This is a genomic window from Shinella sp. CPCC 101442, assembly GCF_024704725.1.
GTDB lineage: Bacteria > Pseudomonadota > Alphaproteobacteria > Rhizobiales > Rhizobiaceae > Shinella.
Genome location: NZ_JALIQS010000003.1, coordinates 665951 through 691803 on the forward strand (window position 1 = coordinate 665951; position 25853 = coordinate 691803).

26 protein-coding genes are annotated in these 25853 nt (G+C 64.3%); 6 read left to right on the top strand and 20 right to left on the bottom strand.

Annotated features, from left to right (window positions below):
- Positions 1-59: 59 nt before the first annotated feature.
- Positions 60-335 (bottom strand): cytochrome C oxidase subunit IV family protein, encoded by a 276-nt coding sequence (locus MUO32_RS13735; RefSeq protein WP_257948865.1) that lies wholly within the window; start codon positions 333-335, stop codon positions 60-62.
- 10 nt (positions 336-345) lie between these two features.
- Positions 346-906, bottom strand: coding sequence for a cytochrome c oxidase subunit 3 (locus MUO32_RS13740; RefSeq protein WP_257948866.1), 561 nt, complete (start codon positions 904-906; stop codon positions 346-348).
- A gap of 99 nt (positions 907-1005) precedes the next feature.
- Between MUO32_RS13740 and MUO32_RS13745 the strand changes: the two genes are divergently transcribed.
- Positions 1006-1161 (top strand): hypothetical protein, encoded by a 156-nt coding sequence (locus MUO32_RS13745; protein WP_257948867.1) that lies wholly within the window; start codon positions 1006-1008, stop codon positions 1159-1161.
- Between the two features lie 11 nt (positions 1162-1172).
- The gene (locus MUO32_RS13750; protein WP_257948868.1) at positions 1173-1634 is read left to right on the top strand and encodes a hemerythrin domain-containing protein; all 462 of its coding nucleotides are present in this window, start codon (positions 1173-1175) and stop codon (positions 1632-1634) included.
- Positions 1635-1723: 89 nt separating this feature from the next.
- On the opposite strand, the gene MUO32_RS13755 is transcribed toward MUO32_RS13750, so the two are convergent.
- Positions 1724-2206: an Lrp/AsnC family transcriptional regulator gene (locus MUO32_RS13755; protein ID WP_374708644.1), complete on the bottom strand. Its 483-nt coding sequence runs from the start codon at positions 2204-2206 to the stop codon at positions 1724-1726.
- A gap of 200 nt (positions 2207-2406) precedes the next feature.
- Between MUO32_RS13755 and MUO32_RS13760 the strand changes: the two genes are divergently transcribed.
- Entirely contained in the window at positions 2407-2583 is a 177-nt protein-coding gene (locus MUO32_RS13760) for a hypothetical protein (RefSeq protein WP_257948871.1), read from the top strand.
- A 38-nt stretch (positions 2584-2621) separates the two neighbouring features.
- The gene (putA, locus tag MUO32_RS13765; RefSeq protein WP_257948873.1) at positions 2622-6305 is read left to right on the top strand and encodes a trifunctional transcriptional regulator/proline dehydrogenase/L-glutamate gamma-semialdehyde dehydrogenase; all 3684 of its coding nucleotides are present in this window, start codon (positions 2622-2624) and stop codon (positions 6303-6305) included.
- 55 nt (positions 6306-6360) lie between these two features.
- Here the strand turns inward: putA and MUO32_RS13770 are convergent, their stop codons facing one another.
- From MUO32_RS13770 to MUO32_RS13820, 11 genes are all read right to left on the bottom strand, one after another.
- Positions 6361-7833: an FAD/NAD(P)-binding protein gene (locus MUO32_RS13770; RefSeq protein WP_257948875.1), complete on the bottom strand. Its 1473-nt coding sequence runs from the start codon at positions 7831-7833 to the stop codon at positions 6361-6363.
- Between the two features lie 28 nt (positions 7834-7861).
- Positions 7862-9277, bottom strand: a complete 1416-nt coding sequence (locus MUO32_RS13775; RefSeq protein ID WP_257948876.1) for an LLM class flavin-dependent oxidoreductase — start codon at positions 9275-9277, stop codon at positions 7862-7864.
- A 191-nt stretch (positions 9278-9468) separates the two neighbouring features.
- A complete protein-coding gene (locus tag MUO32_RS13780) occupies positions 9469-10683 on the bottom strand; it encodes an SfnB family sulfur acquisition oxidoreductase (protein ID WP_257948878.1) in 1215 nt (404 codons plus the stop codon).
- Positions 10684-10762: 79 nt separating this feature from the next.
- Entirely contained in the window at positions 10763-11611 is an 849-nt protein-coding gene (gene cysE, locus MUO32_RS13785; RefSeq protein WP_257948879.1) for a serine O-acetyltransferase, read from the bottom strand.
- A 41-nt stretch (positions 11612-11652) separates the two neighbouring features.
- Positions 11653-12693, bottom strand: coding sequence for an isopenicillin N synthase family oxygenase (locus MUO32_RS13790; RefSeq protein WP_257948880.1), 1041 nt, complete (start codon positions 12691-12693; stop codon positions 11653-11655).
- A gap of 209 nt (positions 12694-12902) precedes the next feature.
- Positions 12903-14267 (bottom strand): LLM class flavin-dependent oxidoreductase, encoded by a 1365-nt coding sequence (locus MUO32_RS13795; RefSeq protein ID WP_257948881.1) that lies wholly within the window; start codon positions 14265-14267, stop codon positions 12903-12905.
- Between the two features lie 8 nt (positions 14268-14275).
- Positions 14276-15541 (bottom strand): SfnB family sulfur acquisition oxidoreductase, encoded by a 1266-nt coding sequence (locus MUO32_RS13800; protein ID WP_257948882.1) that lies wholly within the window; start codon positions 15539-15541, stop codon positions 14276-14278.
- 74 nt (positions 15542-15615) lie between these two features.
- Complete coding sequence (locus tag MUO32_RS13805; protein ID WP_257948883.1) at positions 15616-16428, bottom strand: MetQ/NlpA family ABC transporter substrate-binding protein; 813 nt, start codon at positions 16426-16428, stop codon at positions 15616-15618.
- Between the two features lie 20 nt (positions 16429-16448).
- The gene (locus MUO32_RS13810; RefSeq protein WP_257948884.1) at positions 16449-17108 is read right to left on the bottom strand and encodes a methionine ABC transporter permease; all 660 of its coding nucleotides are present in this window, start codon (positions 17106-17108) and stop codon (positions 16449-16451) included.
- Positions 17098-18150: a methionine ABC transporter ATP-binding protein gene (locus tag MUO32_RS13815; RefSeq protein ID WP_257948886.1), complete on the bottom strand. Its 1053-nt coding sequence runs from the start codon at positions 18148-18150 to the stop codon at positions 17098-17100. The genes MUO32_RS13810 and MUO32_RS13815 overlap by 11 nt, the downstream gene beginning before the upstream one ends.
- Before the next feature lie 4 nt (positions 18151-18154).
- Positions 18155-19387: an acyl-CoA dehydrogenase family protein gene (locus tag MUO32_RS13820; protein ID WP_257948888.1), complete on the bottom strand. Its 1233-nt coding sequence runs from the start codon at positions 19385-19387 to the stop codon at positions 18155-18157.
- A 330-nt stretch (positions 19388-19717) separates the two neighbouring features.
- Here MUO32_RS13820 and MUO32_RS13825 point away from each other — a divergent pair, with 330 nt between their 5' ends.
- Positions 19718-19903, top strand: coding sequence for a hypothetical protein (locus MUO32_RS13825; RefSeq protein WP_257948890.1), 186 nt, complete (start codon positions 19718-19720; stop codon positions 19901-19903).
- Positions 19893-20513: a helix-turn-helix domain-containing protein gene (locus tag MUO32_RS13830; RefSeq protein ID WP_257948891.1), complete on the top strand. Its 621-nt coding sequence runs from the start codon at positions 19893-19895 to the stop codon at positions 20511-20513. Before MUO32_RS13825 ends, MUO32_RS13830 begins: the two co-directional genes overlap by 11 nt.
- A 45-nt stretch (positions 20514-20558) precedes the next feature.
- Here MUO32_RS13830 and MUO32_RS13835 read toward each other — a convergent pair whose 3' ends face one another.
- From MUO32_RS13835 to MUO32_RS13860, 6 genes are all read right to left on the bottom strand, one after another.
- Positions 20559-20906, bottom strand: coding sequence for a hypothetical protein (locus MUO32_RS13835; protein ID WP_257948892.1), 348 nt, complete (start codon positions 20904-20906; stop codon positions 20559-20561).
- 262 nt (positions 20907-21168) lie between these two features.
- Positions 21169-22530, bottom strand: coding sequence for an O-acetylhomoserine aminocarboxypropyltransferase/cysteine synthase family protein (locus tag MUO32_RS13840; RefSeq protein WP_257948893.1), 1362 nt, complete (start codon positions 22528-22530; stop codon positions 21169-21171).
- 25 nt (positions 22531-22555) lie between these two features.
- Positions 22556-22855 (bottom strand): hypothetical protein, encoded by a 300-nt coding sequence (locus MUO32_RS13845; protein ID WP_257948894.1) that lies wholly within the window; start codon positions 22853-22855, stop codon positions 22556-22558.
- A complete protein-coding gene (locus tag MUO32_RS13850) occupies positions 22845-23633 on the bottom strand; it encodes an ABC transporter ATP-binding protein (RefSeq protein ID WP_257948896.1) in 789 nt (262 codons plus the stop codon). Before MUO32_RS13850 ends, MUO32_RS13845 begins: the two co-directional genes overlap by 11 nt.
- Positions 23633-24634, bottom strand: a complete 1002-nt coding sequence (locus MUO32_RS13855; protein WP_257948897.1) for an ABC transporter permease — start codon at positions 24632-24634, stop codon at positions 23633-23635. Before MUO32_RS13855 ends, MUO32_RS13850 begins: the two co-directional genes overlap by 1 nt.
- 4 nt (positions 24635-24638) lie before the next feature.
- Positions 24639-25673 (bottom strand): ABC transporter substrate-binding protein, encoded by a 1035-nt coding sequence (locus MUO32_RS13860; RefSeq protein ID WP_257948898.1) that lies wholly within the window; start codon positions 25671-25673, stop codon positions 24639-24641.
- Positions 25674-25853 lie beyond the last annotated feature (180 nt).

Genomic DNA, 25853 nt, shown 5'->3' on the forward strand with positions numbered 1-25853 from the left:
CTGTTCTAGCGCCGGGACAAAAGGCTTCTTTGCGCGCAGGCAAAGAGCGGAACGGTTCGTCAGCCGATAAGCGAAACGGTGATGGCGCGAACGAGCGCGAGAGAAAGGAGAACCGCCGGCCAGGCAAGCAGCGCCGACTTCAGGACGCCGCGGCTTGCGCGCAGTTCCATGAAATCGAGCACGATGAAACGCCCCTTGGCATAGGCCATGACCAGCACCGCCGTGATGGGAACCAGCAATCCACCAGAGAGGCCGCCGACGAAAGCGCCACCGGCGGCGAGCGTCAGCAGCATGGCGAGGGTGGCGAAAAACTGTTCGCGGGCCTGTCGGGTCATCCAGATATCCTCAGGTGAGATAGACGATGGGGAACATGACGAGCCAGACGAGATCGATCGCGTGCCAGAGCGTCGCGATCATCACGACATTGGCGCGCGAAGGCCGCCAGGCGACGAGAAGCAGGATCGCCGCGCCGAAGACGACATGCAGCAGGTGGAAGCCGGTGACGAGAAAATAGAGTTCGGCGAGCGTGCCGAGATCGCCGACGCCGGAGCGGATCTCCAGCGTATATTCGAAAGCCTTCACGGCCGCGAAGCAAAGGCCGAGCAGGGCCGCCAGCACGAGGGGACGGCGGACGGCCCTCCCCTCGGCGCCGAGCCGCACCGCCAGCGCCGCCTGCCAGCCACTCAGCACGAGGATGATGGTGTTCGCAGCCGCAAGGCCCGGATGGAGATGCGTGCGGAACAGCGCCGCCCCCTCCGGGTCCAGCATCGTCACGACCATGAAGGCGACGAGCAGCACGCCGAAGGCGGCAAGCTCGCTCCAGACCAGAATCCACAAAAGCAGGCTGCCGCCCTCGCCGCCCTGCGTCTTCGTCACCGCCATGCTGAGATCATCCGTAGTCGCCATGGCCCTTTCTAGCGGGCCGGGCCGCCGCCTTCTTTGCGCCTGCACAAAGATCGGCGAGCGCAGGCGCGGCAGGATGGCGACAAAGGAAAGGATGGTCTCATGACCGACGCGCAGATCGGCCTCGTCGTCGCGGCCCCCGTCATCATCGGCTTTGCCCTGATGCTCTATCGCATGGGCGTGCTTCAGGGCGCCGGAACGCTCTCGGCCGTCGGCGCCTCCGTCGTCATCGCCGCCGTATTGTTCTTCGGCCAATAGGAGGGAGCGGAATGAACGGCCCAACCCTTGCCGCCGCCGATATCGGCCGGCTCGAAACCCTGCACGGCAACCTGTTGGACCTCTGCCTGCGGCTCGAAGAAGCTGCAGGCGACCCCGGCAGCGCCGAAGAATTGCGCGGACTTGCCGAGGCCGTTCCGCCGCTCCTGAAAGCCGTTCACGATCTGGAAGAGCATCTTCTCTTCCCCGATTTCGACCGTCACGCCGGCTCGTGCTTCGCCGCCATGACCATCGAGCGGCTGAAGGCCGAACACCGCTGCGACCGACTTGCGGCGGAAGAACTCTCCCTCACCCTCAAGGCCGTCGCGGATGGCCGCTGCGGGCTTTCGCCCGAGACCGTCTCGCGCATGCTCGGCGGCTTCCAGGAAAGTCTGCGCCGCCACGTCTTTTCCGAAAAGATGATTCTCGAAAGCCTGCTGGCTGCAAAAGCCGAAGCGCGCGAGGTTTTTGGCTAGAGCATTTCCAGCCGAAGCGGCATCGCTTCGGCGTCGGACAATGCGACAAAACCAAGAGGCTAGAGCAATTCCGGTGAACCGGAATTGCTCTAGCCGCGCTCCTTCACCATCTCCATCACCACGTTGGTGGACGTGTTGGCGACATAGGGCAGGTTGGAAATCCGCTCGCCCAGAACCAGCCGGTATTTCTTGATGTCGCGCGTGCGGATTTTCAGGAGATAGTCGAAGCGCCCCGCAATCATGTGGCACTCCTCCACTTCCCGGATCTTCTTAACCGCATTGTTGAAGCTGGTCAGCGCCGCCTCATGCGTGTTGGTCAGCTTCACTTCGGCGAAAGCGATATGGTCGAGGTTCATCTTCGATGGATTGAGGATCGCCTTGAAGCCCTGAATGAAGCCTTCCGCAAGCAATCGCTTGAAGCGATTCTGACACGGCGTCTTGGATAGACCGACCTTCTCCGCGAGCTCCGCGACGGAGATGCGGCCGTTTTCCCCGAGTTCTTCGAGGATTTTTCGGTCGAAGGCATCCAACGACCCATCAAGCTGCGAACTATCAGTCAAATCGACCTCCATATGACGAAAAATAGACCCATATAGTCTAAATACAGGCAATATGAAGTCCATTCGTTTTTCGCGCCTTATGATATCAATTGCAACCAGCTTCCAGGAATGAACGCACGAGACCGGGCGCCGTTGAGGCGCACCGGCACAGGCGGCGTTCCCGCGCCGAACGACAGGGGGATCTGGTGCAAGACAAGAGCTTCGATGATAGCATGCCCGCGGATTTCATCCGCCACTACAAGCCGCTCGCCATCCGCGCCGTCGTGGCGGCCTGCAGCATCAGGGCGGAACGGTCCGAAAGCGCCCGAGAGCGTTTGATGCTCCAAGGCGCGTCGGAGTTCGATGATGTCCCGGTCTGGGACAAGCCTGCCCCCGCCTTCATCCGCTGATCCCTTCAGACACCGAACCGCTTCTCATAGGTCCTTCCATGCAGAATCCCGCAGACGCATCCTCCGCCCCCTTCGCCGATTTCGCCCCACCGATCCGCCCGCAGAACGAGTTGCGCAAAGCGATCACGGCCGCCTATCGCCGCCCCGAGACCGAATGCCTGCCGCCGCTGGTCGCGGCAGCCCGTGTTTCCGAGCGCGAGCGCTACGACATCCGCAGCACCGCCCGCACGCTGATCGAGGCGCTGCGCGCCAAGCACAAGGGCACCGGCGTCGAGGGTCTGGTGCAGGAATATTCGCTGTCGAGCCAGGAAGGCGTGGCGCTGATGTGCCTGGCCGAGGCGCTGCTGCGCATTCCCGACACCGACACGCGCGACGCGCTGATCCGCGACAAGATCGCCGAGGGTGACTGGACCTCCCATATCGGCGGCGGCAAGTCGCTCTTCGTCAATGCCGCGACCTGGGGCCTTGTCGTCACCGGCAAGCTCACCTCCACCGTCAACGACCGCGGCCTTTCCGCAGCCCTGACGCGCCTGATCGCTCGCGCTGGCGAGCCGGTCATCCGTCGCGGCGTCGACATGGCGATGCGCATGATGGGCGAGCAGTTCGTCACCGGCGAGACCATCGAGGAGGCGCTGAAGCGTTCCAAGCCGCTCGAAGCGCGCGGTTTCCGCTATTCCTACGACATGCTCGGCGAGGCCGCCACGACCTCGGCGGATGCCGAGCGCTACTACCGCGACTACGAGAACGCCATCCACGCCATCGGCAAGGCCTCGGGCGGCCGCGGCATCTACAACGGTCCCGGCATCTCCATCAAGCTCTCGGCCCTGCATCCGCGCTATGTCCGCGCGCAGACCGCCCGCGTCATGGGCGAGCTGCTGCCGAAAGTGATCAAGCTCGCTGCACTCGCCAAGAGCTACGATATCGGCCTCAATATCGACGCCGAGGAAGCCGACCGGCTGGAACTGTCGCTCGACCTGCTCGAAAGCCTGTGCTTCGACGAGGCTCTGAAGGGCTGGAACGGCCTCGGCTTCGTCGTGCAGGCCTATGGCAAGCGCTGCCCCTTCGTGCTCGATTTCATCATCGACCTCGCCCGCCGCTCCGGCCGCCGCGTCATGGTGCGCCTCGTCAAGGGCGCCTATTGGGACGCCGAGATCAAGCGCGCCCAGCTCGACGGCCTGGAAGGTTTCCCGGTCTATACGCGCAAGATCTACACCGACGTCGCTTACGTCGCCTGCGCGCGAAAACTGCTCGCCGCGCCGGATGCGATCTTCCCGCAGTTCGCCACCCACAACGCCCAGAGCCTGGCCACCATCTACCAGCTCGCCGGCCCGGACTTCGCCGTCGGCAAATACGAGTTCCAGTGCCTGCACGGCATGGGTGAGCCGCTTTATGACGAGGTCGTCGGCAAGGACAAGCTCGACCGGCCCTGCCGCATCTATGCGCCTGTCGGCACCCATGAGACGCTGCTCGCCTATCTCGTACGCCGCCTGCTCGAAAACGGTGCGAACTCCTCCTTCGTCAACCGCATCTCCGACCCGAAGGTCTCGGTGGAGTCGCTGATCGCCGACCCGGTCGAGATCGTCGCGTCCATGCCCGTCGTCGGCGCGCAGCATGACCAGATCGCCCTGCCCGACGGCCTCTTCGGCGCCTCGCGCAAAAACTCCGCCGGTCTCGATCTTTCGAATGAAGAAACGCTCGTCGAGCTCTCGGCCGAATTGGCCGGCACGGCCGCCAAGCAATGGCACGCCGTTCCGGTTCTCGCCGATGGCAGCGCCGCCGGCGATACGCAGGACGTTCTGAACCCCGCTGACCACCGCGACGTCGTCGGTAGCGTCACCGAGGCGAAGGCCGAGGATGCCGCCCGCATCGTCGCCATGGCCGCCGACAGCGTCGCGAGCTGGTCCGCCGTCTCGCCCGCTGACCGCGCCGCCTGCCTCGACCGCGCCGCAGACATCATGCAGGCCCGCATCGAACCGCTGATGGGCGTCATCATGCGCGAAGCCGGCAAGTCCGCCGCCAACGCCATCGGCGAAGTGCGCGAAGCCATCGACTTCCTGCGCTACTATGCCGAACAGGCCCGCCGCACACTTGGGCCCTCGCATCTGCCGCTCGGCCCGATCGTCTGCATCAGCCCCTGGAACTTCCCGCTCGCCATCTTCACCGGCCAGGTCGCCGCAGCGCTCGTCGCCGGCAATCCGGTCATTGCGAAGCCGGCCGAGGAGACGCCCATCGTCGCCTATGAAAGCGTGAAGATCCTGCACGAGGCGGGCGTTCCCGTCGGTGCATTGCAGTTCACGCCCGGCGGCGGCAGCCTGGGTGCCGCCCTCGTCGGCGCCGACAAGACGGCCGGCGTGATGTTCACCGGCTCGACGGAAGTCGCCCGCCTGATCCAGGCGCAGCTTGCCGAACGTCTTTCGGTGGGTGGCAAGCCGATCCCGCTGATCGCCGAAACCGGCGGCCAGAACGGCATGATCGTCGATTCCTCGGCTCTTGCCGAACAGGTCGTCGCCGACGTCATCGCCTCCTCCTTCGACAGCGCCGGCCAGCGCTGCTCGGCGCTGCGCGTACTCTGCCTGCAGGACGACGTCGCCGACCGCACGCTCGCCATGCTGAAGGGTGCCTTGCAGGAACTGACGCTCGGCCGCACAGACAGCCTGAATGTCGATATCGGCCCCGTCATCACCGGTGAAGCACGCGACAACATCGTCGGGCATATCGAGCGCATGCGCGGCCTCGGCAACAAGGTCGAGCAGCTGCCGCTGCCGGCTTCCGCCGAGCACGGCACCTTCGTTGCGCCGACCATCATCGAGATCAAGAAGCTCTCCGACCTCCAGCGCGAGGTCTTCGGCCCCGTGCTGCATGTCATCCGCTTCCGCCGCGCCGACCTTGACCGGCTGATCGACGACATCAACGCCTCGGGCTATGGCCTGACCTTCGGCCTGCACACGCGCCTCGACGAGACGATCGCGCATGTCACCAGCCGCATCAAGGCGGGCAATCTCTATGTGAACCGCAACATCATCGGTGCCGTGGTCGGCGTGCAGCCCTTCGGCGGACGCGGCCTTTCGGGCACCGGCCCCAAGGCGGGCGGCCCGCTCTATATCGGCCGTCTCGTGCAGAAGGCCCCGGTGCCGCCGCAGCAGGATTCGGTGCATACCGACCAGGCGCTGCGCGACTTCATCTCCTGGCTCGACCGCAAGGGCAAGGCTGCGGAAGGTGAGACCGCCCGCAGCTTCGCCAACCGCTCGGCGCTCGGCCTCGTGCGCGAACTCGCCGGCCCCGTCGGCGAACGCAACCTCTATGCGCTGCATGCGCGCGGCAACGTTCTCCTCGTGCCGGAGACGGAAGCCGGCCTGCTGCGCCAGGTCGCCGCGGGCCTTGCCACGGGTAACATGCTCGTCATCGACAATGCCGCAGCGCTGAAGCCCGTCCTCGCCGACCTGCCCGCCTCCGTCGCCGCCCGCCTTTCGTGGACGACCGACTGGGCCAAGGACGGTCCGTTCGCCGGTGCGCTGGTGGAGGGCGATGCGGAGGCCGTCCGCGCCGTCAACCGCAAGATCGCCGCCCTGCCCGGCCCGCTGGTGCTGGTACAGGCCGCGACGAGCGAGGAACTGCTGAGCGATCCGGACGCCTATTGCCTCAACTGGCTGCTTGAGGAGGTCTCGACCTCGATCAACACGGCAGCGGCCGGCGGCAATGCCAGCCTGATGGCGATCGGCTGATTGGCGGCTATCCGTTAGACCTGATGCAAAGGCCCGCGAAAGCGGGCCTTTTTCTTCATGCCGTTGCCAGCGAGAGTGCGGCCAGAACCTCCGCGGAACTCCGTTCGATTTGCCGAGCGGCAATATCGCGCGCCACGTTCTCGGCAACGAAGACGGCATGCTCCGTCACCTGTGGCAGGCCCATCAATTCACCAAAGGTTCCACGTGCGAGTGGCCCCGCAATGTAAAACGTTTCCGCCGCTCCTTCTACCCCAATGGCATGGCTTCGCCGGTCGACAGCAAGTCCGAGACCGACGCCATCCGCTTGCAGCACGCCCGCCTTGCCGAGCCCGGCGAGAAACGGCTGGCTCGACAGGATGCCGCCGTGCCCCGGCCCCGTCGTCACCACGACGGCGTCGTACCGGCCATCGACCACACCCCGCCCATGGCGCAGCCGGAACCGGACGCGGATCGTATCGTCCGCCTCTCGCTGGACGTCGGCAATCGACGCGGCGTGGAAGGCAAGCCTGCCCTCGGCAATCCCGCGCTCGATGGCAGCCTCCACCTGCGGCGCGATGCGGAAGCGGTGCACATCCCAGTGGGCGCGCAAGAGGCGCACCAGCCGGCGTCGCTCGATGACCGGTAAGGCCTGCCAAATATCCCGGCCTTGCCCGCGCAAACGGTCGAAGACCGCATGCCACGTCACACCAGACGCCTCGGCATCCTCAAGCGTCTCTCGCACACGGCGCAACAGCGCACGCGCTGATCGTGCCGGCGGCAAGGTGAAATCACCAAAGGGATCCTGCGGAGAGAGGTTATGGCCACGCGAACGCAGACCGCGGCGGGAAATGGCGGTGATCGGACCGGTGTGGCCGGACGCCTCCAGCGCGGCGATCACATCGGCTGCCGTCAATCCCGCACCCACGACGAGCACGCGATCCTCCGGCCGGATGCCGGACAAGGCGCCCAATGCCGTGGCGTCCGGCACATAGCGCGGATGATCGGCCAGTACGCGGGTAAGGACACCGGGCGCCTGTGGGCTCGGATGGGTGGCGGCGAGAACGGCGATATCGGCTTGCAACGCCGCGCCGTCCTCGGCCTCGAGGCGCCAGCCTGCCCCACTTTTCTCAACGGCTCGAACAAGGCTTCGGCGGTGCTCTATCACGCCACCATCAAGCAAGGGCTGAAGCTGTGCTGCGACGTAGCGTCCGAAATCAGAGCGGCGGGCAAAGATGTGCCCGTCCGCCGTCATTGCTTGCGCATCGTCCTTCAGGGCATCGGTTTCGAGGAGCCAGCGCTGGAAATGCTCGTCGTCACCGGGAACAAGCGTCATGCGCGCGGCCGGCACGTTGATACGGTGGACGGGCTCGTCGGTGTCGTAGGCCAGGCCACCGCCGAGGATGGCGCGCGGTTCGTAGATCACGATCCTTGCGGCCCCGTTCGGAAGAATCCGCGCGAGGTGATAGGCAAGCGCCGCCCCCGAAAAACCGCCGCCAACGATGGCGACGGTGGGGCGCTTGGTGGATTGGGTCGTCACAGGCGCAACCATGGTTCAGCTCCGGCGGTTTCCCACCATCTCAGGCACCGACCGATTTCAGCGCCGGCACGGCCTCTGCCTCGCGCCGCTTCACCGCCTCGATATCGCGGTAGCCATCGGCCGGATGGGTCTTTGGCAGGTACGGCCCGTCTCCGAAAAGCTTTTCGCGCAATGTACCTTCCTTGTAGGCCGTCGGATAGGCGCCGCGCTTCTGCAATTCCGGCACGATATGGGCGACGACATCCTCGAAACTGTCAGGCGTCACGGCGTAGGCGAGATTGAAGCCATCGACATCGGTATCTTCGACCCATTCCTGAAGAATGTCGGCAATGCGCTCCGGCGATCCGACGAAGACCGGCCCCATGCCGCCGATACCGCCGAACTGTGCCAGCTCGTCGATGGTCCACGACTTGTCGCCGCCGGCTATGTGCTCGACGAAGGAATGGATGGCGTTGGTCTCGATCTTTTCCACCACATCCGTCGGGGCATATTGACCGAAATCGATACCGCTCCAGCCGGACATGAAGGTGAGCGAGCCGTCGTAGGAAACGTAGCTCTTGTAGTCCTCGAACTTCTTTTGCGCCTTCTCCTCGGTCTCGTCGGTGATGACGGTGACGAGGGTGTAGATGTAGACCTTTTTCGGGTCGCGTCCGGCGGCGGCGATGCGCTGGCGGATATCGGCGACATAGGCCTTCAGCACGGATTTCGTGGGTGCCGCGACGAAGATGCATTCGGCATGTCCGGCCGCGAAAGCCTTGCCCGGACCGGAAGCGCCGGCCTGGTAGAGTACGGGCGTGCGCTGCGGCGACGGTTCGGTCAGGCCATAGCCCGGCACCTCGAAGAACTTGCCCTTGTGGGCGATCTCGTGAACCTTTTCCGGATTGGTGAAAATGCGATTGTCGCCATCGCGCACGACAGCGCCCTCTTCCCAGGAGCCTTCCAGCAGCTTGTAGAGCACTTCGACATATTCGGTGGCAACCTCGTAGCGGTTGTCATGCCGGCGAAGCCCGCCCTGCCCGACATTCTTCGCTCCGCTCTCCAGATAGGACGTCACGATGTTCCAGCCGACGCGACCCTTGGAATGATGATCCGCCGTCGCAAGGCGCCGCGCGAACGTATAGGGATGCTCGAAGGAGGTGGAGGCCGTGATGCCGATGCCGAGATGTTTCGTGGCAAGCGCGATAGGGGCCGCCAGCTGCAGCGGATCATTGACCGGAATCTGCGCCGCCTGATGGATCGCGTGATAGTTCGAGCCCTTGTAGACGTCGTAATAGCCGATGACGTCGGCAATGAAGATGCCGTCGAAGACGCCGCGCTCCAGCGTCCGGGCAAGATCCTGCCAATAGTCCAGATCCTTGTATTTGAAGGATTTGTCGCGCGGATGCGCCCACAGGCCCGGCGACTGGTGGCCAACGCAGTTCATGTCGAAGGCATTGAAACGAATGTGGCGTGCCATGGCGGTCTCCGGCGTCTGTGAGGATGCCTCCTGGCATCTGTTGCGCCTGACGATAACGCCTGGCCTCCACAAATACAGAAATTCTATCTTTTATATGGACTAATTTTGGAAATGACTTTTCGCCGCTCGAAAAAGGGCCGCAATCCCGAGGGATTGCGGCCAGGCGACCACCCCCACCACGAGGGTTGATTTCAGAGCGCGCCGTTGCGCGGCGGTGCAACGCCGTTCAGATGATAATTGCCGACGACGTGGTACTTCCAGCGCACCGGATCGTGCAGCGTATGCGTGCGCGCGTTGCGCCAGTGGCGTTCGAGGTTCAGGCCGCGCTTGGTGGCCGAGGTGCCGGCAAGCTCGAAAAGCACATTCGTCGCGTCGATGGCGAGTTCCGTGGTCAGCACCTTGGCGGCGGCGACGGCGAGCGTCGCGGCGACGGAATTCTCCTGGCTGAGATTGACCTGCGCCAAATCGACCTTGCGTCCCGCCCGTTCCAGCACCGCCTCGGCCGCCTCGATGCGGATGGCAAGCTCGCCGATGCGGGAAATGGTCAGCGGATCGTCCGCCGCACGCTCCACGCCGCTATCCGTCCAGGGCCGCGCCTTGTCGCGGACATAGCCGATGGTCTCCTTCAGCGCCGCCCGCGCGATGCCGAGATCCACGCCTGCATGGATGATCTGGCCGACCGAACCGATCGTGCCGGGACGCTCGAACCCCTTCTGATGCTGTACGACTGCATCGGCCGGCACATAGACGTCGCGCAGAATCGTCGTGCCGCTGCCGGTGGTGCGCTGGCCGAAGCCGTCCCAGTCATCGACGATCTCGATGCCGTCGGTATCGCGCGGCGCGAAGGACATGGTCAGGCGCTCCTCCTCGTCGAGCGCGAAAATCGTGACCCAGTGGGCGAAGAGCACGCCCGTCGAATAGAATTTCCGGCCGTTGATACGGAAGCCCGCGCCATCGCGCGTGATGCGCGTATTGTAGTTGCCCACCGTCTTCGTGCCGACCTCGGACAGTGCATTGCCGAAGCGGTCGCCCGCCAGCGCGCGGCCGAAGTAGAAGCGCTTCTGCGCTTCGCTGCCATCGTGCCGCAGCGCTTCGAGAATGTAGAAATGGTTCTGCGGGATCTGGCCGATGGAACTGTCGGCCTCCGAAAGGATCGCCGTCACCTCGGCCAGGACCGCATTCGACACGTCGATACCGCCAAATTCGGCCGGCACGGTGATGGCGAGCAGGCCCGACGTGGAGAGCCGGTCGAGCTCTTCATAAGGCAGCGCCCGCTCGAAGTCGCGGCGGCTTGCTCCCGCGACGAATTCGGCGGCAAGCGCGCGGGCGACGTCCAGCGCCTCGTCCTCGCTGACGATGCGATGGGCGGTTTCCTTGGGTTCGACGAGCTTGATGACGCTGCTCATGCAGGTTCCTTTCGGTGAAGGCTGGGGCATTTCCAATCGCTTCGGCGTCGGACAATGCGGTAAAACAAGGCCCGGAAATTCAGATGGTGTATTCCGGTTCGCTGAGGCTCTGGTCCATGGTCAACCCCGGCAGCGCCGTATGCGGCTTTCCGACCGGACGGGCCGGCACGCCGACGACGGAACTGTAGGGCGCGACAGCTGTGACGACGACACTGCCGGCGCCGACCTTGGCGCCGATACCGATCTCGATATTGCCGAGGATCTTTGCCCCCGCGCCGATCAGCACGCCGCGTCGCACTTTCGGATGGCGATCGCCCGTCTCCTTGCCCGTGCCGCCCAGCGTGACGTTCTGAAGGATCGAGACCTCGTCTTCCACGACCGCCGTCTCGCCGATCACCAGCCCGCTGCCGTGATCGAGCATGACGCCGCGACCCACGACGGCGGCGGGGTGAATATCGATGGAGAAAGCCTCCGAAATCCGGCTCTGGATGTGCCGGGCAAGGTGCCTGCGCCCGCTTGTCCAGAGCCAATGGGCAACGCGGTAGCCCTGCAACGCCGAAAAACCCTTGAAATAGAGAAAGGGCGTCAGCACCTCGGTGTTGCTCGGGTCGCGGTCCTTCACCGCCTGCAGATCGGCGGCCGCAGCCCCCAGCAGACCCGGCCTGTCCGTATAGGCGCCATGGATCAGGGCCAGCAATTCGTCGCGATCGACATCATGGTCGGCGAGCTTGATGGCCAGCCGATGGGACAGCGCATGGCCGAAGCCGGCATGCATCAGCACGGCCGAATTCATCGCCCGCGCCAGCGCATGGTCGCGGTGGACGGCAGCATTCGCCTCCAGCCGCAGCGTATCCCAGAGCACGGCGACGTCGCGGCGGGCGGCATCCTCGACGGGGAGGAAGACAATGTTGTTTTCCTGTCCTTGCATGGAACGACCCTCGTTAGAATGTGCGCCGCAGCGTCGTTTACTCAGGCCTTGACCGGCTTTTCCAGAAGGTGAAGCAGGTCGGCGTGGTGCTTGGCGGCCACGTCGGGATGGGAGCGCAGACGGCTCTTCAGATGATTGATACCCACCTCGCGGAAGATCGGATTGAGCGGATCGACCGTGATGCCGCGCTCGCCGCGCTTCAACTCCTCGGGAAGCGGAATGACCGGGATCGTCGCGTCGTAACGGGCACCGAGGAAGAAGGCGACGGAGAAACGCTCCACGCCGGCGGGCGGCGTCACGACGTCATGCACGTCGGCGCGGACAAAACCGTTGGTGGCGAGTTCCAGCAGTTCACCGCTGTTGATGATGAAGGTGCCGGGCACCGGTGGCGCCTCGATCCAGACGCCCTCCTCGGTGCGGATACGCAGGCCCGGCGTCGTATCCTGCAGGAGCACGGTGACGAAGCCGCCATCCTTGTGCGCACCGACACCCTGATCGCTGCCGGCGGCCTCGCGGCCGGGATAACGGATGATCTTCAGGAGCTGCGAGGGCGACGGCTCGTAGATATCGGCAAAGACGTTTTCCGGCTGGCCCAGCGACAGCGCGATGGCCTTCAGCACGTCGATGCCGATGCGGGTGACTTCCGCCTGGTAGCGTAGCAGAAGCGGCTTCAGTTCCGGCAGCGCCTCCGGCCACTGGTTGGGGCCAAAGAGGCGGTTCCATGGCGTTTCCGGGCCTGAAGCCAGCGGCTCGCCTTCGGTGTTGATGTCGAGCTGTTCACGCCAGTCCTGCTCGCCACGGGTGCGCTCGTAGCCGGCGCGGTTATAGCCCCTGAAATGTGAGGATTTCACCATCTCGATTGCCAGCTTGTCGGCTTCAGGCAGCGCGAAGAAGCGTTTCGACGCGGCCAGCACGTCATCGATCAGGCTCTGCGGCACGCCATGGCCCGTGAGATAAAAGAAGCCGTGATCGTGCAGGACGCGCGTCAGTTCCTTGACGAAGCTCTGGCGTTCAGCGGCATCGCCGTAGAAGCGGGAAAAGTCGATCGTCGGCAGGTGGACGGGCTTCGTGTGGATGGTCATAGGGTTTGGCTCCTCCAGAAAGTGTTTGTTTCGTGCGCTTGGCCGGCGGGGCGGAACGGGCTTCCAAGACCGATCGAACCGGTGGCCGAGCTGCGCATCGCCGCAAAGCCTTTGAATGAAATCAGATGGCTTTGAGCCTATTGTCGATAAATTCTATAGGCAAAGAAATTTATTCCATCTATCAGGCCCTTGCGGAAAAAGACCTGATGTCACGACCGGCCTGTGCCGGCACGAAACCCTGCCGCCGGATGGCGGGCCGGCAGGCGGTTGCCCTCGCCGAACAGCCGGTTGCGCAGGCTTCCCTCGCCATAGGCCGTCTTGTAGCGCCCGCGCTCCTGCAGCACCGGCACGACAAGATCGATGAAATCCTCGTAGCTCTCAGGCGTCACCGTCCGTGCCAGGTTGAAGCCATCCACCTCGCCTTCGTCGATCCATGCCTCCAGCGCATCCGCGACCTGATTGGCATCCCCGACGACAAGCGGATAGCGCCCGCCGAGCGCCATACCCGAGAGGATGGTGCGCTTCGTCCAGCCGCGCTCGCGCGCCAGATCGACGGAGGTCTGGACAAAATTGCCCTTGCCGTAGGTGATCGGTTCGTCAAGATCGTATTGCGAGAAATCGATGCCGGTGCCGGCGGAGAAATGCGCGAGCCCCGCCTCCGGGCTGGCATGGCGGGCGTAATCCTCATACTTCTCCCGCGCCGCCCGCTCCGTGCGGTCGACGACCACGGTGAGGCCGGCGAAGATGCGCACGTCCGCCGCCCGCCGCCCCGCCTTCTCCGCCCCCTGCCGGATCGCGCGCGATGCCGTACGGGCAATCGACGTGTCCGGCGAAGAGATGAAGACGCATTCGGCATGGCGGGACGCGAACTGCCGACCGCGGCCGGAGGTGCCGGCCTGGTAGAGAACCGGCGTGCGCTGGCGCGACGGCTCGCTGAGATGGTAGCCTTCCGCGCGGAAATAGGGCCCCTCGTGCCGGATTTTCCGCACCCGCGACGGATCGGCATAGATGCGCGCCTTGCGATCCCGCAGCACCGCATCATCGTCCCAGCTGCCTTCCCAGAGCGCGTAGAGCAGGTCGAGGCACTCGTCCGCCCGGTCGTAGCGTGTGTCGTGCTCGCCGAGCGCCGCCTGCCCCACGGCACGCGCCGCGCTGTCGAGATAGCCGGTCACGATGTTCCAGCCTATGCGGCCATCCGTGAGGTGATCGAGCGTCGAGAGGCGGCGCGCGAAGATGTAGGGCTCCTCGGCGTGGACATTCACCGTGACGCCGAAACCGAGCCCCTTCGTCACCGCCGCCATGGCGGACACCAGCATCAAGGGGTCGTTGACCGGAAGCTGGATGGATTCGCGCAGCGTCAGATCGACGGACTGCTGGTAGACGTCATAGACCCCGACGATATCGGCAAGGAACAATCCGTCGAACAGCCCACGCTCCAGCGTGGCGGCAAGCGAGGTCCAGTAGTCGAGCCGGTTGTACTCGTCCGAGCGGTCGCGCGGATGGGTCCAGAGACCATGATTGATGTGGCCGACGCAGTTCATATTGAACGCGTTGAGCAGGATTTCCTTTGCCATGGATGACGTCAGATCCAGGAATGCAACGGCGGCTGCACGCCGTTGAGATAATACTGCCCGACCGCATGGAATTTCCAGCGCACCGGATCGTGCAGCGTATGTGTGCGCGCATCGCGCCAGAAACGGTCGAGATTGTGCGCGCTGAGCGTCGAGCGCGTGCCCGCGAGTTCGAACAGCTTGTTGGCCGCAGCCAGCGCCACTTCCGTCGTCAGCACCTTGGCCTCGGCGACAGCGATCTTCGCCTTGCCGATCGTCTCGTCGTTGACCGTGGCAATCGTCTCGTCAAGCTGCCGACCGGCGCGGTCCAGCAGGGCTTCGGCGGCGTGCAGGCGGATTTTGAGGTCGCCGATGGCGGCAATCGTGTAGGGATCGTCGCCGGCCCGGTCGGAACCGCTGTCGATCCACGGCCGGGCATGGTTGCGCACGAGATCGATGGTCGCCTCGATAGCGCCGCGCGCAATGCCCGCATCGATCGCCGCATGGATGAGCTGGCTTTGCGGGCCGACGGCGCTCTGGTTTTCGTAGACGATATGAGCCGGCAGCACACAGTTTGGCGGAATGGCGACCGTGTCGAGGATCACCGTTCCGCTCGCCGTGGTGCGTTGGCCGAAGGCTGACCAGTCGTTGACCACCTCCAGCCCCGCCGCATCCCGGTCGGCGACCGCGACGACGACATGGCCCTCCTCATCCAGCGCGACGATGGGCACCAGATGGGCGAAGAGCGCGCCCGTCGAATAGAATTTCTTGCCCGAGACCACGACGTGATCGCCGCTGCGGACGAGCTTCGTCTCGAAGGCCTCGACATTCTTGCCGCCGAATTCGGAAAAAGCATTGCCGAGGCGTTTTCCCGACAGCACCGCGCCGAAGAGCTCGCGTTTCTGCGCCTCGCTGCCGGTCTGCCTGATGACGTCGATGATCTCAAAACTGTTCTGGGCGATCTGCGTCAGCGAGGGATCGCCAGCCGCAAGCGTCGCGAAGACTTTTGCGAGCGTGACCTGCGAGACACCCGCGCCGCCGTATTCCTTGGGAATGGTGATGCCCCACAGCCCACTCTGCGAAAAGAGATCGACCTCACGGAACGGCAGCCGTCTTTCGCGATCCCGTTCCTTCGCCTCGGCGGCAAAGAGCGGCCTGAGCTGTTCGGCAACGGCAATCGCTTCCGCATCGTCGCGGATGACATGGGCGGGCGCCACCGGTGGATTGGGCAGCCAGCCGGGTTCGCCTGGCTCTGCGTGGGTTGGAAGACGGGTTGCGGTCGCGGTGTTCGAGCTCATGGATGTGCTGCCATCATGTCGGAAGGAAAAGCCGGGCTGCGGCAAGGCGCAGCCCGGCGGCGAAAGGCGGGAAATCAGAAGGCGGCGACCACCTGTCCCTTGTAGCGCTCCTCGATGAACTTCCGCGTCTCGTCGCTGTTGAGCACCTTGGCGAGCTTGGCGACACGTGGGTCGCCCTTGGTTTCCGGGCGCGTCACGAGATATTCGCTCCAGACATTGTAGCCATCCTGGCCACGGTCGATGAGCAGCGCCTTCTCGATGTCGAGCTTGGCTTCGAAGACATAGTTGCCGTTGAGTGCCGCCAGATCGACTTCACCCAGCGCGCGCGGCAGGAGGGCGGATTCCAGCTCGACGATCTTCAGGTTCTTCGGGTTCTCCACGATATCCTTGATGGTCGGCAGAGCGTCGTCGGGCGACGTCAGCTCCGGCTTGCCGGAGACCTTGATCAGGCCAAGCTTCTGCAGCAGCAGCAGCCCGCGCCCACCATTGACGGGGTCATTCGGAATCGCGACGGTCGCGCCATCCTCAAGCTTGTCGATCGCATCGATCTTCGTCGAATAGGCGACGAAGGGCTCGATATGCACGGGCACGATCGGAACGAGTTCCGTACCGCGCTGCTTGTTGTAGTCATTGAGGAACGGGCGGTACTGGTAGTAATTGGCGTCGAGTTCGCCGGAAACCAGCTGCGCGTTCGGCTGGATGTAATCCGTGAAGACGCGGATATCGAGATCGAGGCCGTCCTTGGCCAGGATCGGCTTCACGAATTCAAGGATTTCCGCGTGCGGGATGGCGGTGGCGCCGACGACGAGCGTCTCGTCCGCCTTGGCGGAGCCAAAGGCGGCAAGCGCCAGGCCGGCGGCGATGGTGATGGATTTCAGGATGCGCATGTGGGTCCTCCGAGCGCTGGTCATTTGCGGGAAAAGTGGGTGACGAGGCGGTTGCCGCTCGCCTGGATGAGCTGGACGAAGACGATAAGGATCGCCACGCACACCAGCATGATTTCGGTCTGGAACCGGTGGTAGCCGTAGCGGATCGCCAGATCCCCGAGCCCGCCGCCGCCGATGGCGCCTGACATGGCGGTGTAGTCGACGAGCACGATGGCCGTGACGGTGACGGCGGCGAGCAGGCTGGGCAACGCCTCTGGCAGAACGGCGCGAAAAATCGTCTGGGTGGTCGAGGCGCCCATGGCGAGGCTCGCCTCGATGATGCCGCGATCGACCTCGCGCAGCGCCGTTTCCACCAGCCGTGCAAAAAACGGGGCCGTGCCGACGACGAGCGGGAAGATGACGCCGCGAATGCCGAGCGATGTGCCCGTGACGATGACCGTGATGGGCATCAGCACGATGAGCAGGATGATGAAGGGCACCGAGCGGATGATGCTCAGCACGAAGGACAGGCTGCCATAGGCGACCGGCGCCTGGAACAGCTGCTGCCGGCCGGTGAGGAAGAGCAGGATGCCGAGCGGCAGGCCGACGAGGACGGTGAGCAGCAGCGCGCCGCCGACCATGGCCAGCGTCTGGGCCAAGGCTGCACCGATATCGCCCCAGTAGAGATTTTCAAACGACATGGCGCGGCCTTTCCTCGACCTGCGGCAGGGGCAGCCCGGCCTGCAATTCCACATCGACGCCGCTCGCTCTCAGGCCGGCGATCGCGCCGGCCACATCCCTCCCGCTGAGCGATACGGTGAACTGGGCATAGGGGGTCTCGCGGATGTGACCGACGCGACCGGCAAGGATTGCGTAGTCCACGAGGTTTTCGCGGGCGATACGGCCGAGAATGGGTTTGTGTGCGGCAGGCCCCGTGAAGGTGAGGCGCACCGCGCGACCGCCGAGATCGGAGGCGGCGATCGCATCCAGCGAGCCGCCATCCGGCTCGGCCTCCCGCACGAGGCGCAGCGTCGCGGCATGGCGCGGATGCAGAAAGACATCCGTCACCGGCCCCTCCTCCACCACGCGGCCACGGTCGAGCACAGCGACGCGGTCGCAGGTTCGGCGGATGACGTCCATCTCGTGGGTGATGAGCACGACGGTGACGCCGAGATCGCGGTTGATCTGGCGCAGCAGGTCGAGCACGGCACCCGTCGTCTGCGGGTCGAGCGCACTCGTCGCCTCGTCGCAGAGCAGCACCTGCGGCTCGGAGGCCAGCGCCCTGGCTATGCCGACGCGCTGCTTCTGCCCGCCCGACAGCTGACGCGGATATTTTGTCGCGTGTTCGGACAGGCCGACGCGCTCGAGCAGTGCTGCCACGCGCTCGGCGATCTCGATCTTGCCGTACTGGCCGGTCAGCTCCAGCGGATAGGCGACATTGCCGGCGACGGTACGGGCGCTGAGCAGGTTGAAATGCTGGAACACCATGCCGATCGACCGGCGCAGGTCCCGCAGCCGTTCACCCCTTGCATCCGTCACCCGCTCGCCGGCGACGAAAACCTCGCCACCATCAGGGCGCTCGAGCAGGTTGATCAACCGCACCAGCGTGGACTTCCCCGCACCGGAGGAGCCGATGATGCCAAAAATCTCGCCCTTGGCGATGGTGAGGTCGATGCCGTCGAGGGCCGCGACCGCGCCTTCCTTGCCGGCAAAGCTTTTCGTGATGCCTTCGAGCCGGATCATCGTGTCAGCCCGCGCTCGCGCCGATGCGCCACTGATAGGGCGGCGGCGTGCCGTTGACGGCGAAGTCGCCGATGATGCGATGCTTGTAGATGCGCGGATTGTGGGAGGCCAGCGTGCGGGCATTGCGCCAGTGACGATCGAGGCCGGCAGGCTTCTTGGTCGCGGACGCACCAAGCGCATCGAACAGCAGGGTCGAGGCCTCGAGGATCAGGTCGGAAACGACCGTCTGGGCCTGCGCCGCTTCAAGCTCGGCAATCGCGTTCGCCTTTTCCTCGGCATCGGCGTCGTCTGCGAAATGCGCCTCGAAGGCACGCTGCAGGCTGGCGGCCGCCTGAAGCGTGATGGCGGTCGCGGCGTAGGCAGCCGCACGGATGCGGCCGACAACCTGCAGCACCTGCGGGTCCTCGCTGGAACGCGCGGCGGCGGCATGGGTATAGGTGCGGCGGCGCTCGGCGACAGCCTTGGCGACGTCATTCGTGATCGCCCGGCCGATGCCGGCGAGCGTTGCGAGATGCACGAGCTGGTAGAAGGCGGCCGAATATTTGAAGCGCTCGTCGTCGATGACGATATCCTGCGGCTCCACCGTCACATCGCGGAAGGTCGTCGTGCCGCTCGCCGTCAGGATCTGGCCAAAACCGTCCCAGTCGTCGACGACGTCGACGCCCTCGGCATGACGACGCACGGCGACCGAAATACCCTCGCCCTGCGCATTGGAGGCGCCGACATCGATCCAGTCGGCAAAGAGCGAGCCGGTCGTATAATATTTCGCGCCGTTGAGAACGAGCCTGCCATCCTTCTCCGCGACATTGGTCGAGAAGCGGTCGAGGGCGGCACCGGTGCCGATCTCGCTCCAGGCATTGCCGGTGATCTCGCCGCCGCCGATGCGGCCGAGCCAAAGGCCGCGACGCTCGGCATCCTTGGTGTTGAGGATGTCCTCGGTGAAACCGAAATGGCCGCGCAGCGCCTGCGTAATATTGGAATCGGCCGCCGAAAGCTCGATCAGCAAGTTGAAGAACTGCGGCAGGCTGGCACCCTTACCGCCGGCTTCCACGGGCAGGCGCACCGCACCGAAACCCGCTTCCTTCAGGCGGCGGATGGCCTCGTGCGGCAGGCCGCGGTTGAGATCACGCTCGGTCGCGCTCGTCGCGATCTCTACGAAGATCGGCCGGAACGGCGCAGCCAGTGCTTCATATCCTTCACCGGGGCCGGCGCCCCAGGCGTTTTCGATCTGCGTCATGCTACCCTGCTTCTCGCTGTCGCGCCGGGGGTGATGTGCCCGGCCACGTTTGGAATTGATCGCGAGAGTAGCCTTCGCCTTACCGAAATACAGAAATTCTATCTTTTATATGTATTTTAAAGTGGAATGACGTTTCTTTTTACGTGGCCGGCTTGAGAGGAGCCATCCCGAACGCCCCTCTCACCCATCTCCGGCACTCCGGCGGGATTTTCGCGAGCGGGCCGGCAAAGCGAAAACTTTTCCCGTCTTCGCCGTCATTTTGAGCGGACCTGCCTTTGAATGCGCTGAAAAGCATATAATTCTTATAGACAATAAGCGCAGGGGATTTTCATGGCAGCAGAGAATGCGAAGATCGTTGATTTCCAGGCCTATCGCGATGCCCGCCGCAAGCCGGCAGCGCCCGTCGCGGCCCTGCCCGTCGGGCAGGCCATCAGCGGCCTGCAGCCAATGATGGTATGGGTGCCGGTCTGGACCTTCGTGCCCATGATGCCGAGCCCGTGGATCCATGCGCAGTGAGCTCCTGGCGAGTTTTCCCCAGCCGGAACACCATGACCCCTCCGAGGCGATCTGCCTGCGCACCGGCCAGAACCTGCGGCGGCTGAGGACACGGCGGGGCTATTCCCTCGACCGCCTAGCCAAGGTTTCCGGCGTCAGTCGCGCCATGCTGGGGCAGATCGAGACGGGCAAGAGCAGCCCGACGCTGACCATCCTCGCCAGGATTGCCGCGGCGCTGGAAGTCTCCTGCGGCTCGCTGATCATCGAGGACGAGGAGCCGACGACGGTGCTTTTGACGCGCGCCGCCTCCAAGACGCTCTCCTCCAGCGACGGCCGGTTCGAGACACGCGCGCTCTTTCCCTATGAAGGCGACCGGACGGTGGAGTTTTACGAACTTCGCCTCGCGCCCCACCACGCCGAGCGCGCCGATGCGCACCGCGACGGCACCGTGGAAAATCTCGTCGTCGCCGAAGGCACGGTCGAGGTGGTGGTGGGCAAGCAGCCCTATATCCTCGGCGAGGGCGATGCGCTGGTCTTCGAGGCGGACGTGCCGCACGTTTATCGCAACATGACGGGCGGCCCGGCACTGGTCTATCTCGTCTCGACCTATCGCGAAGTGATCCACATATAAAAGGCCTCCCCGAAGGGAGGCCCTGAAAGCGCGGTGCCGGTGGCCTTAAGCGGCCATGTTGCAGCACATCATCATGCCGCCGCACATCATCATCATCGGCATGCCGCCGCTCATCATGGACATCATGCGCTTGCAGCATTCCATGAACATGGCCTGATCCATGCCTTCCATCGGCTTCATTTCGCACATCATGCCGGTGTCGGTCATCTTGCAGGTCATCATGCCCATCATCATCGGCATCGGCATCATCATGGGCATGCCGCCCATCATCGGCATCATACCGTTCATGGGCATCATGCCGTTCATCATCGGCATCATGCCATTCATCATCGGCTGGCCCATGCCGCCCATCATCGCGTTCATCATCGGCATCATGTTCATGGCAGTGTTCATGGAGGTCTCCCGGCCGGCGGCCCGTGTTTCGCGTTTCAATGAGAGTGTGGGTAATTAATGCGCGAAACGACCTCAAGAGGATAAATCGTTCCAAGATTATTTCCTCCAATAGAACGAACACTTGGTTGGCCACAGACGAAAATCGGACTGATATCGCGGAAATCCCTCCAATATCTGAGAGGGCGGCGGCCCCTCCAGAACGAAAAACCCCGGCGCGAGGAGGAGCGCCGGGGCATTTGGCCGATTGGGTCGGGGCGTGGCGTCAGGCCAGCGCGATGGCCCGCTCCAGATCGGCGATCAGGTCATCGGGATGTTCGAGACCGATGGAGAGGCGCACGTAGCCCGGCGTGACGCCCGTCGCGAGCTGGTCCTCCAGCGAAAGCTGCGAGTGGGTGGTCGTCGAGGGATGGATCGCCAGCGAGCGCGCATCGCCGATATTGGCGAGATGGTAGAAGAGCTGGAGGCTGTCGATGAAGCGGCGGCCCGCCTCGCGCCCACCCTTCAGCTCGAACCCGACCAACGCACCGAAATAGCCGGGCTTGAAATACTTGTCCGCCCGCGCCTTGGCCGTGCCCTCCTGAAACTTCGGGAAGATCACGCGCTCGACCTTGGCGTGGCCCTTGAGGAATTCAGCGACCTTCACCGCGTTCTCGTTGTGCTGGCGCAGGCGCAGCGGCAGGGTTTCGAGGCCCTGGATGAACTGGAAGGCATTTTGCGGGCTGATGGCGGCTCCCAGATCGCGCAGCAGAACCGCGCGGGCGCGCAGAATGTAGGGGTGGAAGCCGATGGCCTCGGCCTTCTCGATCCAGGTCTTGCCCTGGTAGCTCGAATCCGGCTCCGTGAGGTTCGGCTGCCGATCAGGGTTTTCGGTCCAGGGGAAGGTGCCGCTGTCAATGATCGCACCGCCGATCGAGGTGCCGTGGCCGCCGATATATTTCGTCGTCGAATAGACGACGACGGCCGCCCCATGCTCCAGCGGACGAATAACCAGCGGCGCAGCCGTGTTGTCGACGATCAACGGAATGCCGTGCCGGCGGCCGATGGCGGCGACCTCGGCGATGGGGAACAGTTCCAGCTTCGGGTTCGGCAAGGATTCGGCGTAATAGGCGCGCGTGCGCTCGTCCGTGGCCTTTTCGAAAGCTTCCGGATCGGACGCATCGACGAAGCGTGTTTCGATGCCGAAGCTCTTCAGCGTCGCGGCAAAGAGCGCCCAGGTGCCGCCGTAGAGCCCGGCCGCGCTGACGATGTTATCGCCGGCGCGCGCGACATTCAGGATGGCGAAGGCCGATGCCGCCTGACCGGACGAGAGCGCGAGCGCGGCCGCCCCGCCTTCCAGCTCGGCAAGGCGCTGCTCGAAGGCATCCTGCGTCGGGTTGGAGACGCGGGTGTAGAGATGGCCAGGCGCCTCGAGCGCAAAGAGCTTGTCGGCGCCGTCGGTCCCGGGCAGCTGGAAGGAGGATGTCTGATAGATCGGAACGGCAACCGCGCCGGTCGTTGGATCGTAACGGAAGCTGCCGCCGTGCAGCGCAATGGTTTCCGGATGGCGGCTCTTGAAAGTCGCGGTTCCCGCCGGGACCTGAACGACATCGTGCTCGGCAACCTCGGGGGCTTGGTGGATCGTCATGACACTTCTCCTTGGGTAGGGGCGCTCAGGCGCGCGAGGGACGGACCGACAGAAGGACGCCGGCGACGAGGATGGCCGCAGCGGCCCAGAAAGCTTCCGGCGCGTACCACCGGATGCCGTAGAGATGGTCGTTGGTGCAGAGCGCCTGCGCGAGCGCGCAGAGATCCGTCGCCCCGGCAATGCAGGTCACCGCCTGGCGGACGGTGAGGTAGTCGGCTGCAACGACCTTGCTGAAGATCAGCCACCACCAGCCGAGCGACAGCAGCGCGAAGCCGCCGCCCGCGACGGCCACGGCGTGATGGGAAAGGCGCGCGCTAGACGTCATGGGAGATCCCCAGCTTCTCCAGCAGTGACCGGCGGAGCGCTACGAGGCTGGCATCGTCCCGGCGGCGCGGATGGGGCTGATCGACCCTGATTTCCGCAACGATGGAGGCCGGCCGGTCCGAGAGCACGATGACCCGGTCGGCAAGCAGCAGCGCCTCCTCGACATCATGCGTGACGAGCAGCGCGGTGAAGCCGGCGCTCTTCCAGAGGTCGAGCAGTTCGTTCTGCATGCGAAGCCGGGTCAGCGAGTCGAGTTTGCCGAAGGGTTCGTCGAGCAGGAGCAGCTTGGGATCGTTGACCAGCGCACGGGCAAGGGCCGCGCGCTGCGCCATGCCGCCCGAGAGCTGGTGCGGGTAGAAGTCCGCAAAGCCTTCCAGCTTGACGAGCTTCAGCACCTCGTCGATCCGAAACCCCTTCTCGCCGAGCAGGCCGCGGGCTTCGAGGCCCGTTGCGATATTGGCGCGCACGGTACGCCAGGGAAACAGCGTGGCATCCTGGAAGACGAGGATGCGGTCCGGGTTCGGCGCGGTGATCGGCCTTCCGTCCTCCAGCACCTTGCCCGTCGTCGCCGTTTCGAGGCCGGCGGCGAGGCGCAGAAGCGTGGACTTGCCGCAGCCGGAGGGGCCGAGCAGGGCGACGAATTCGCCCGGCGCAATCGTCAGGCTGACATTGTCGAGAACCTGCAGCGACTTGCCGTCGAGCTCATAGCGGTGGGAAACGCCTTCCACATCGAGAGCGATGCTTTCGACCGGCGTGGCTTCTGCGAGAGCAAGCGCCATCAGAGGATCCCCTTCTGCCAGCCGAGCAGGCGATCACGCGCCACGAAGAGCAGGCGCACGAGCCCGGCGCAGATCAGCGCCATGATGATCAGGGCCGCATAGACATTGGCATAGGCCGAATAGGCCGTGTTGAACTGGAGGTACCAGCCAAGGCCGAACTTGGCGCCGAGCATCTCGGCAACGACCAACACGGCGAAGGAATAGTAGAGCCCCATGAAGATGCCGACGAAGACGTTCGGCAGGGAGGCGGGGATCGCGACCTTGAAGATCAGGAAGCGGTTGTCGGCGCCGAGTGTGCGGGCAACGTCGTAGAAGGAGCGGTTGACCTGGCTCACGCCCGCCGCCGTGAGGATCGCGACCGGAATGCCGGAGGCCAATGCCACGAGGAAGATCGAGGCATGGAAGACCGACGGGAAGATAAAAAAGGTGCAGGGAATCCAGGCGCTTGCCGGAACCGGCCCGATCAATTTCAGAAGCGGCATGCCCCAGTAGGCAAAGCGTTTCGACCAGCCGAGCGCGACGCCGGCGGCGAAACCGACGAGGATGCCCGAGAAGAAGCCGAGCCCCCAGAGACGCCCGGTATAGGCAATGCAGATCAGCAGCCGGTCCCAGTCCGTTATGTAGACATGCAGGAGACCCTGCGGCGGCGAGAAGAACGGTTTCGGCAGCCAGCCGAGCTTGGCCGTCAGCACTTCCCAGACGCCCAGCCAGAGGCCGAGCACGATGAACCACGGCCCGTAATGGATGAGCGTGCGGCCGAAGCCGCCAAGCCTGTGCACCGTCACCGACAGCGCGAGGAAAATCCCCGCGCCGACGAGCATGATGATGGCAAAGAGCTCCGTCGCGCCCCAGCTGATGACATCGGGCAGACCATAGCTCAGCGCCGCGGTCAGGGACCACGTGCCGGCCGCAAAAAGCCCGTTGCGCCAGACGCCCCCGAAAGGCAGGGCGAGCGTTCGCCGCCCTGCCCCGCCGAATGTATCCTCGACCGCCGCACTCATGGCATCACGCGAAGATGTCGATGGTGATGCGGTTGGCGATCTCTTGCGGATCGGTGCCCGCATCGATGACGCCGGTCAGCTTGAGATCCTCGTAGCCGATCTGCACTTCCTTCAAGAGGTCCTTGCCGAACCAGTGATCGTGATAGGTGAAGGACGCGAGAACTTCCGTCAGATCCTCCAGCGAGAGACCCGGCTTCAGCGTCTCGAAGTACCATTTGGCCACTTCGTCCGGGTGCTTGGCCGTGTACTGGTGGATTTCGAGATTGGCGGCGGCGACCCGCTTGATGGCGTCCTTGTTGGCTTCGTAATAATCGCCGTTGACGCCGAGCACGCAGCAGACGCGGTCCTTGAACGTGCCGGTCTGCGTATCGGCGACGCGACGGAAACCGTGTTTCTTCTCATAGGAATAGGCCCAGGGATCCATATGCGCGACGGCATCGGCCTCGCCCTTCAGCACACCTTCGGCAACCAGATCGAAGGGGAAGACCTTCCAGGTGACATCTGTTTCCGGGTTGAGGCCGGCCTTGGCAAGCGCAACCGAGAAGGCGACGCGCGAGGGCGACATGACGTCGAACGTGCCGATCGTCTTGCCCTTGAGGTCGGTCAGCGTCTTGACGTCGGAATCGGGCTGAACGAGGATGCTCTGGCAGCCGCCATGCGAGCCGGCGAAAAGGCGCACGTCGAAACCCTGCTCAATCGGCTTCAGCCAGTCATAGAGCAGGCCCGGGCCGGCTTCCGCCTTGCGGGTGGCGAGCGCCTGGATGAGGGTCTGGCCGCTGGCGCCCTGATAGAACAGCTCCACATCGAGACCGTGCTTGGCGTAGATGCCCTTGGACAGGCCGAAACCGACCGGCGAATGGCAGGCGGCAACCTCGGTCCATTCGAGCTTGATCGGAATGAGATTACCGGCAATGGCGTAGCGTGTGGAACGCGCGCCGATCACGCCGGCGGCAGCGGCCACCGCCGTCACGCCGGCCGCCTTGATCAGGCCGCGGCGCGAAAGGCCCTTGGATAAAATTGTTTCGGATTGCTGGCTCATCGGAATGTCCCCTGACGTATGATGCAGCCAGCCTATCAAGAAATCATATTGTTTATAGATTTTATGGATTATATCTCCCGGCAAGCGGAGAATATTCTTTCATCGGGAAGCGATCGCGTGGATCGGCGTCCTCTCGCCGGTCGCGCGCGCCAAAACCAGCGGCTATCGGACGCGGCAAAG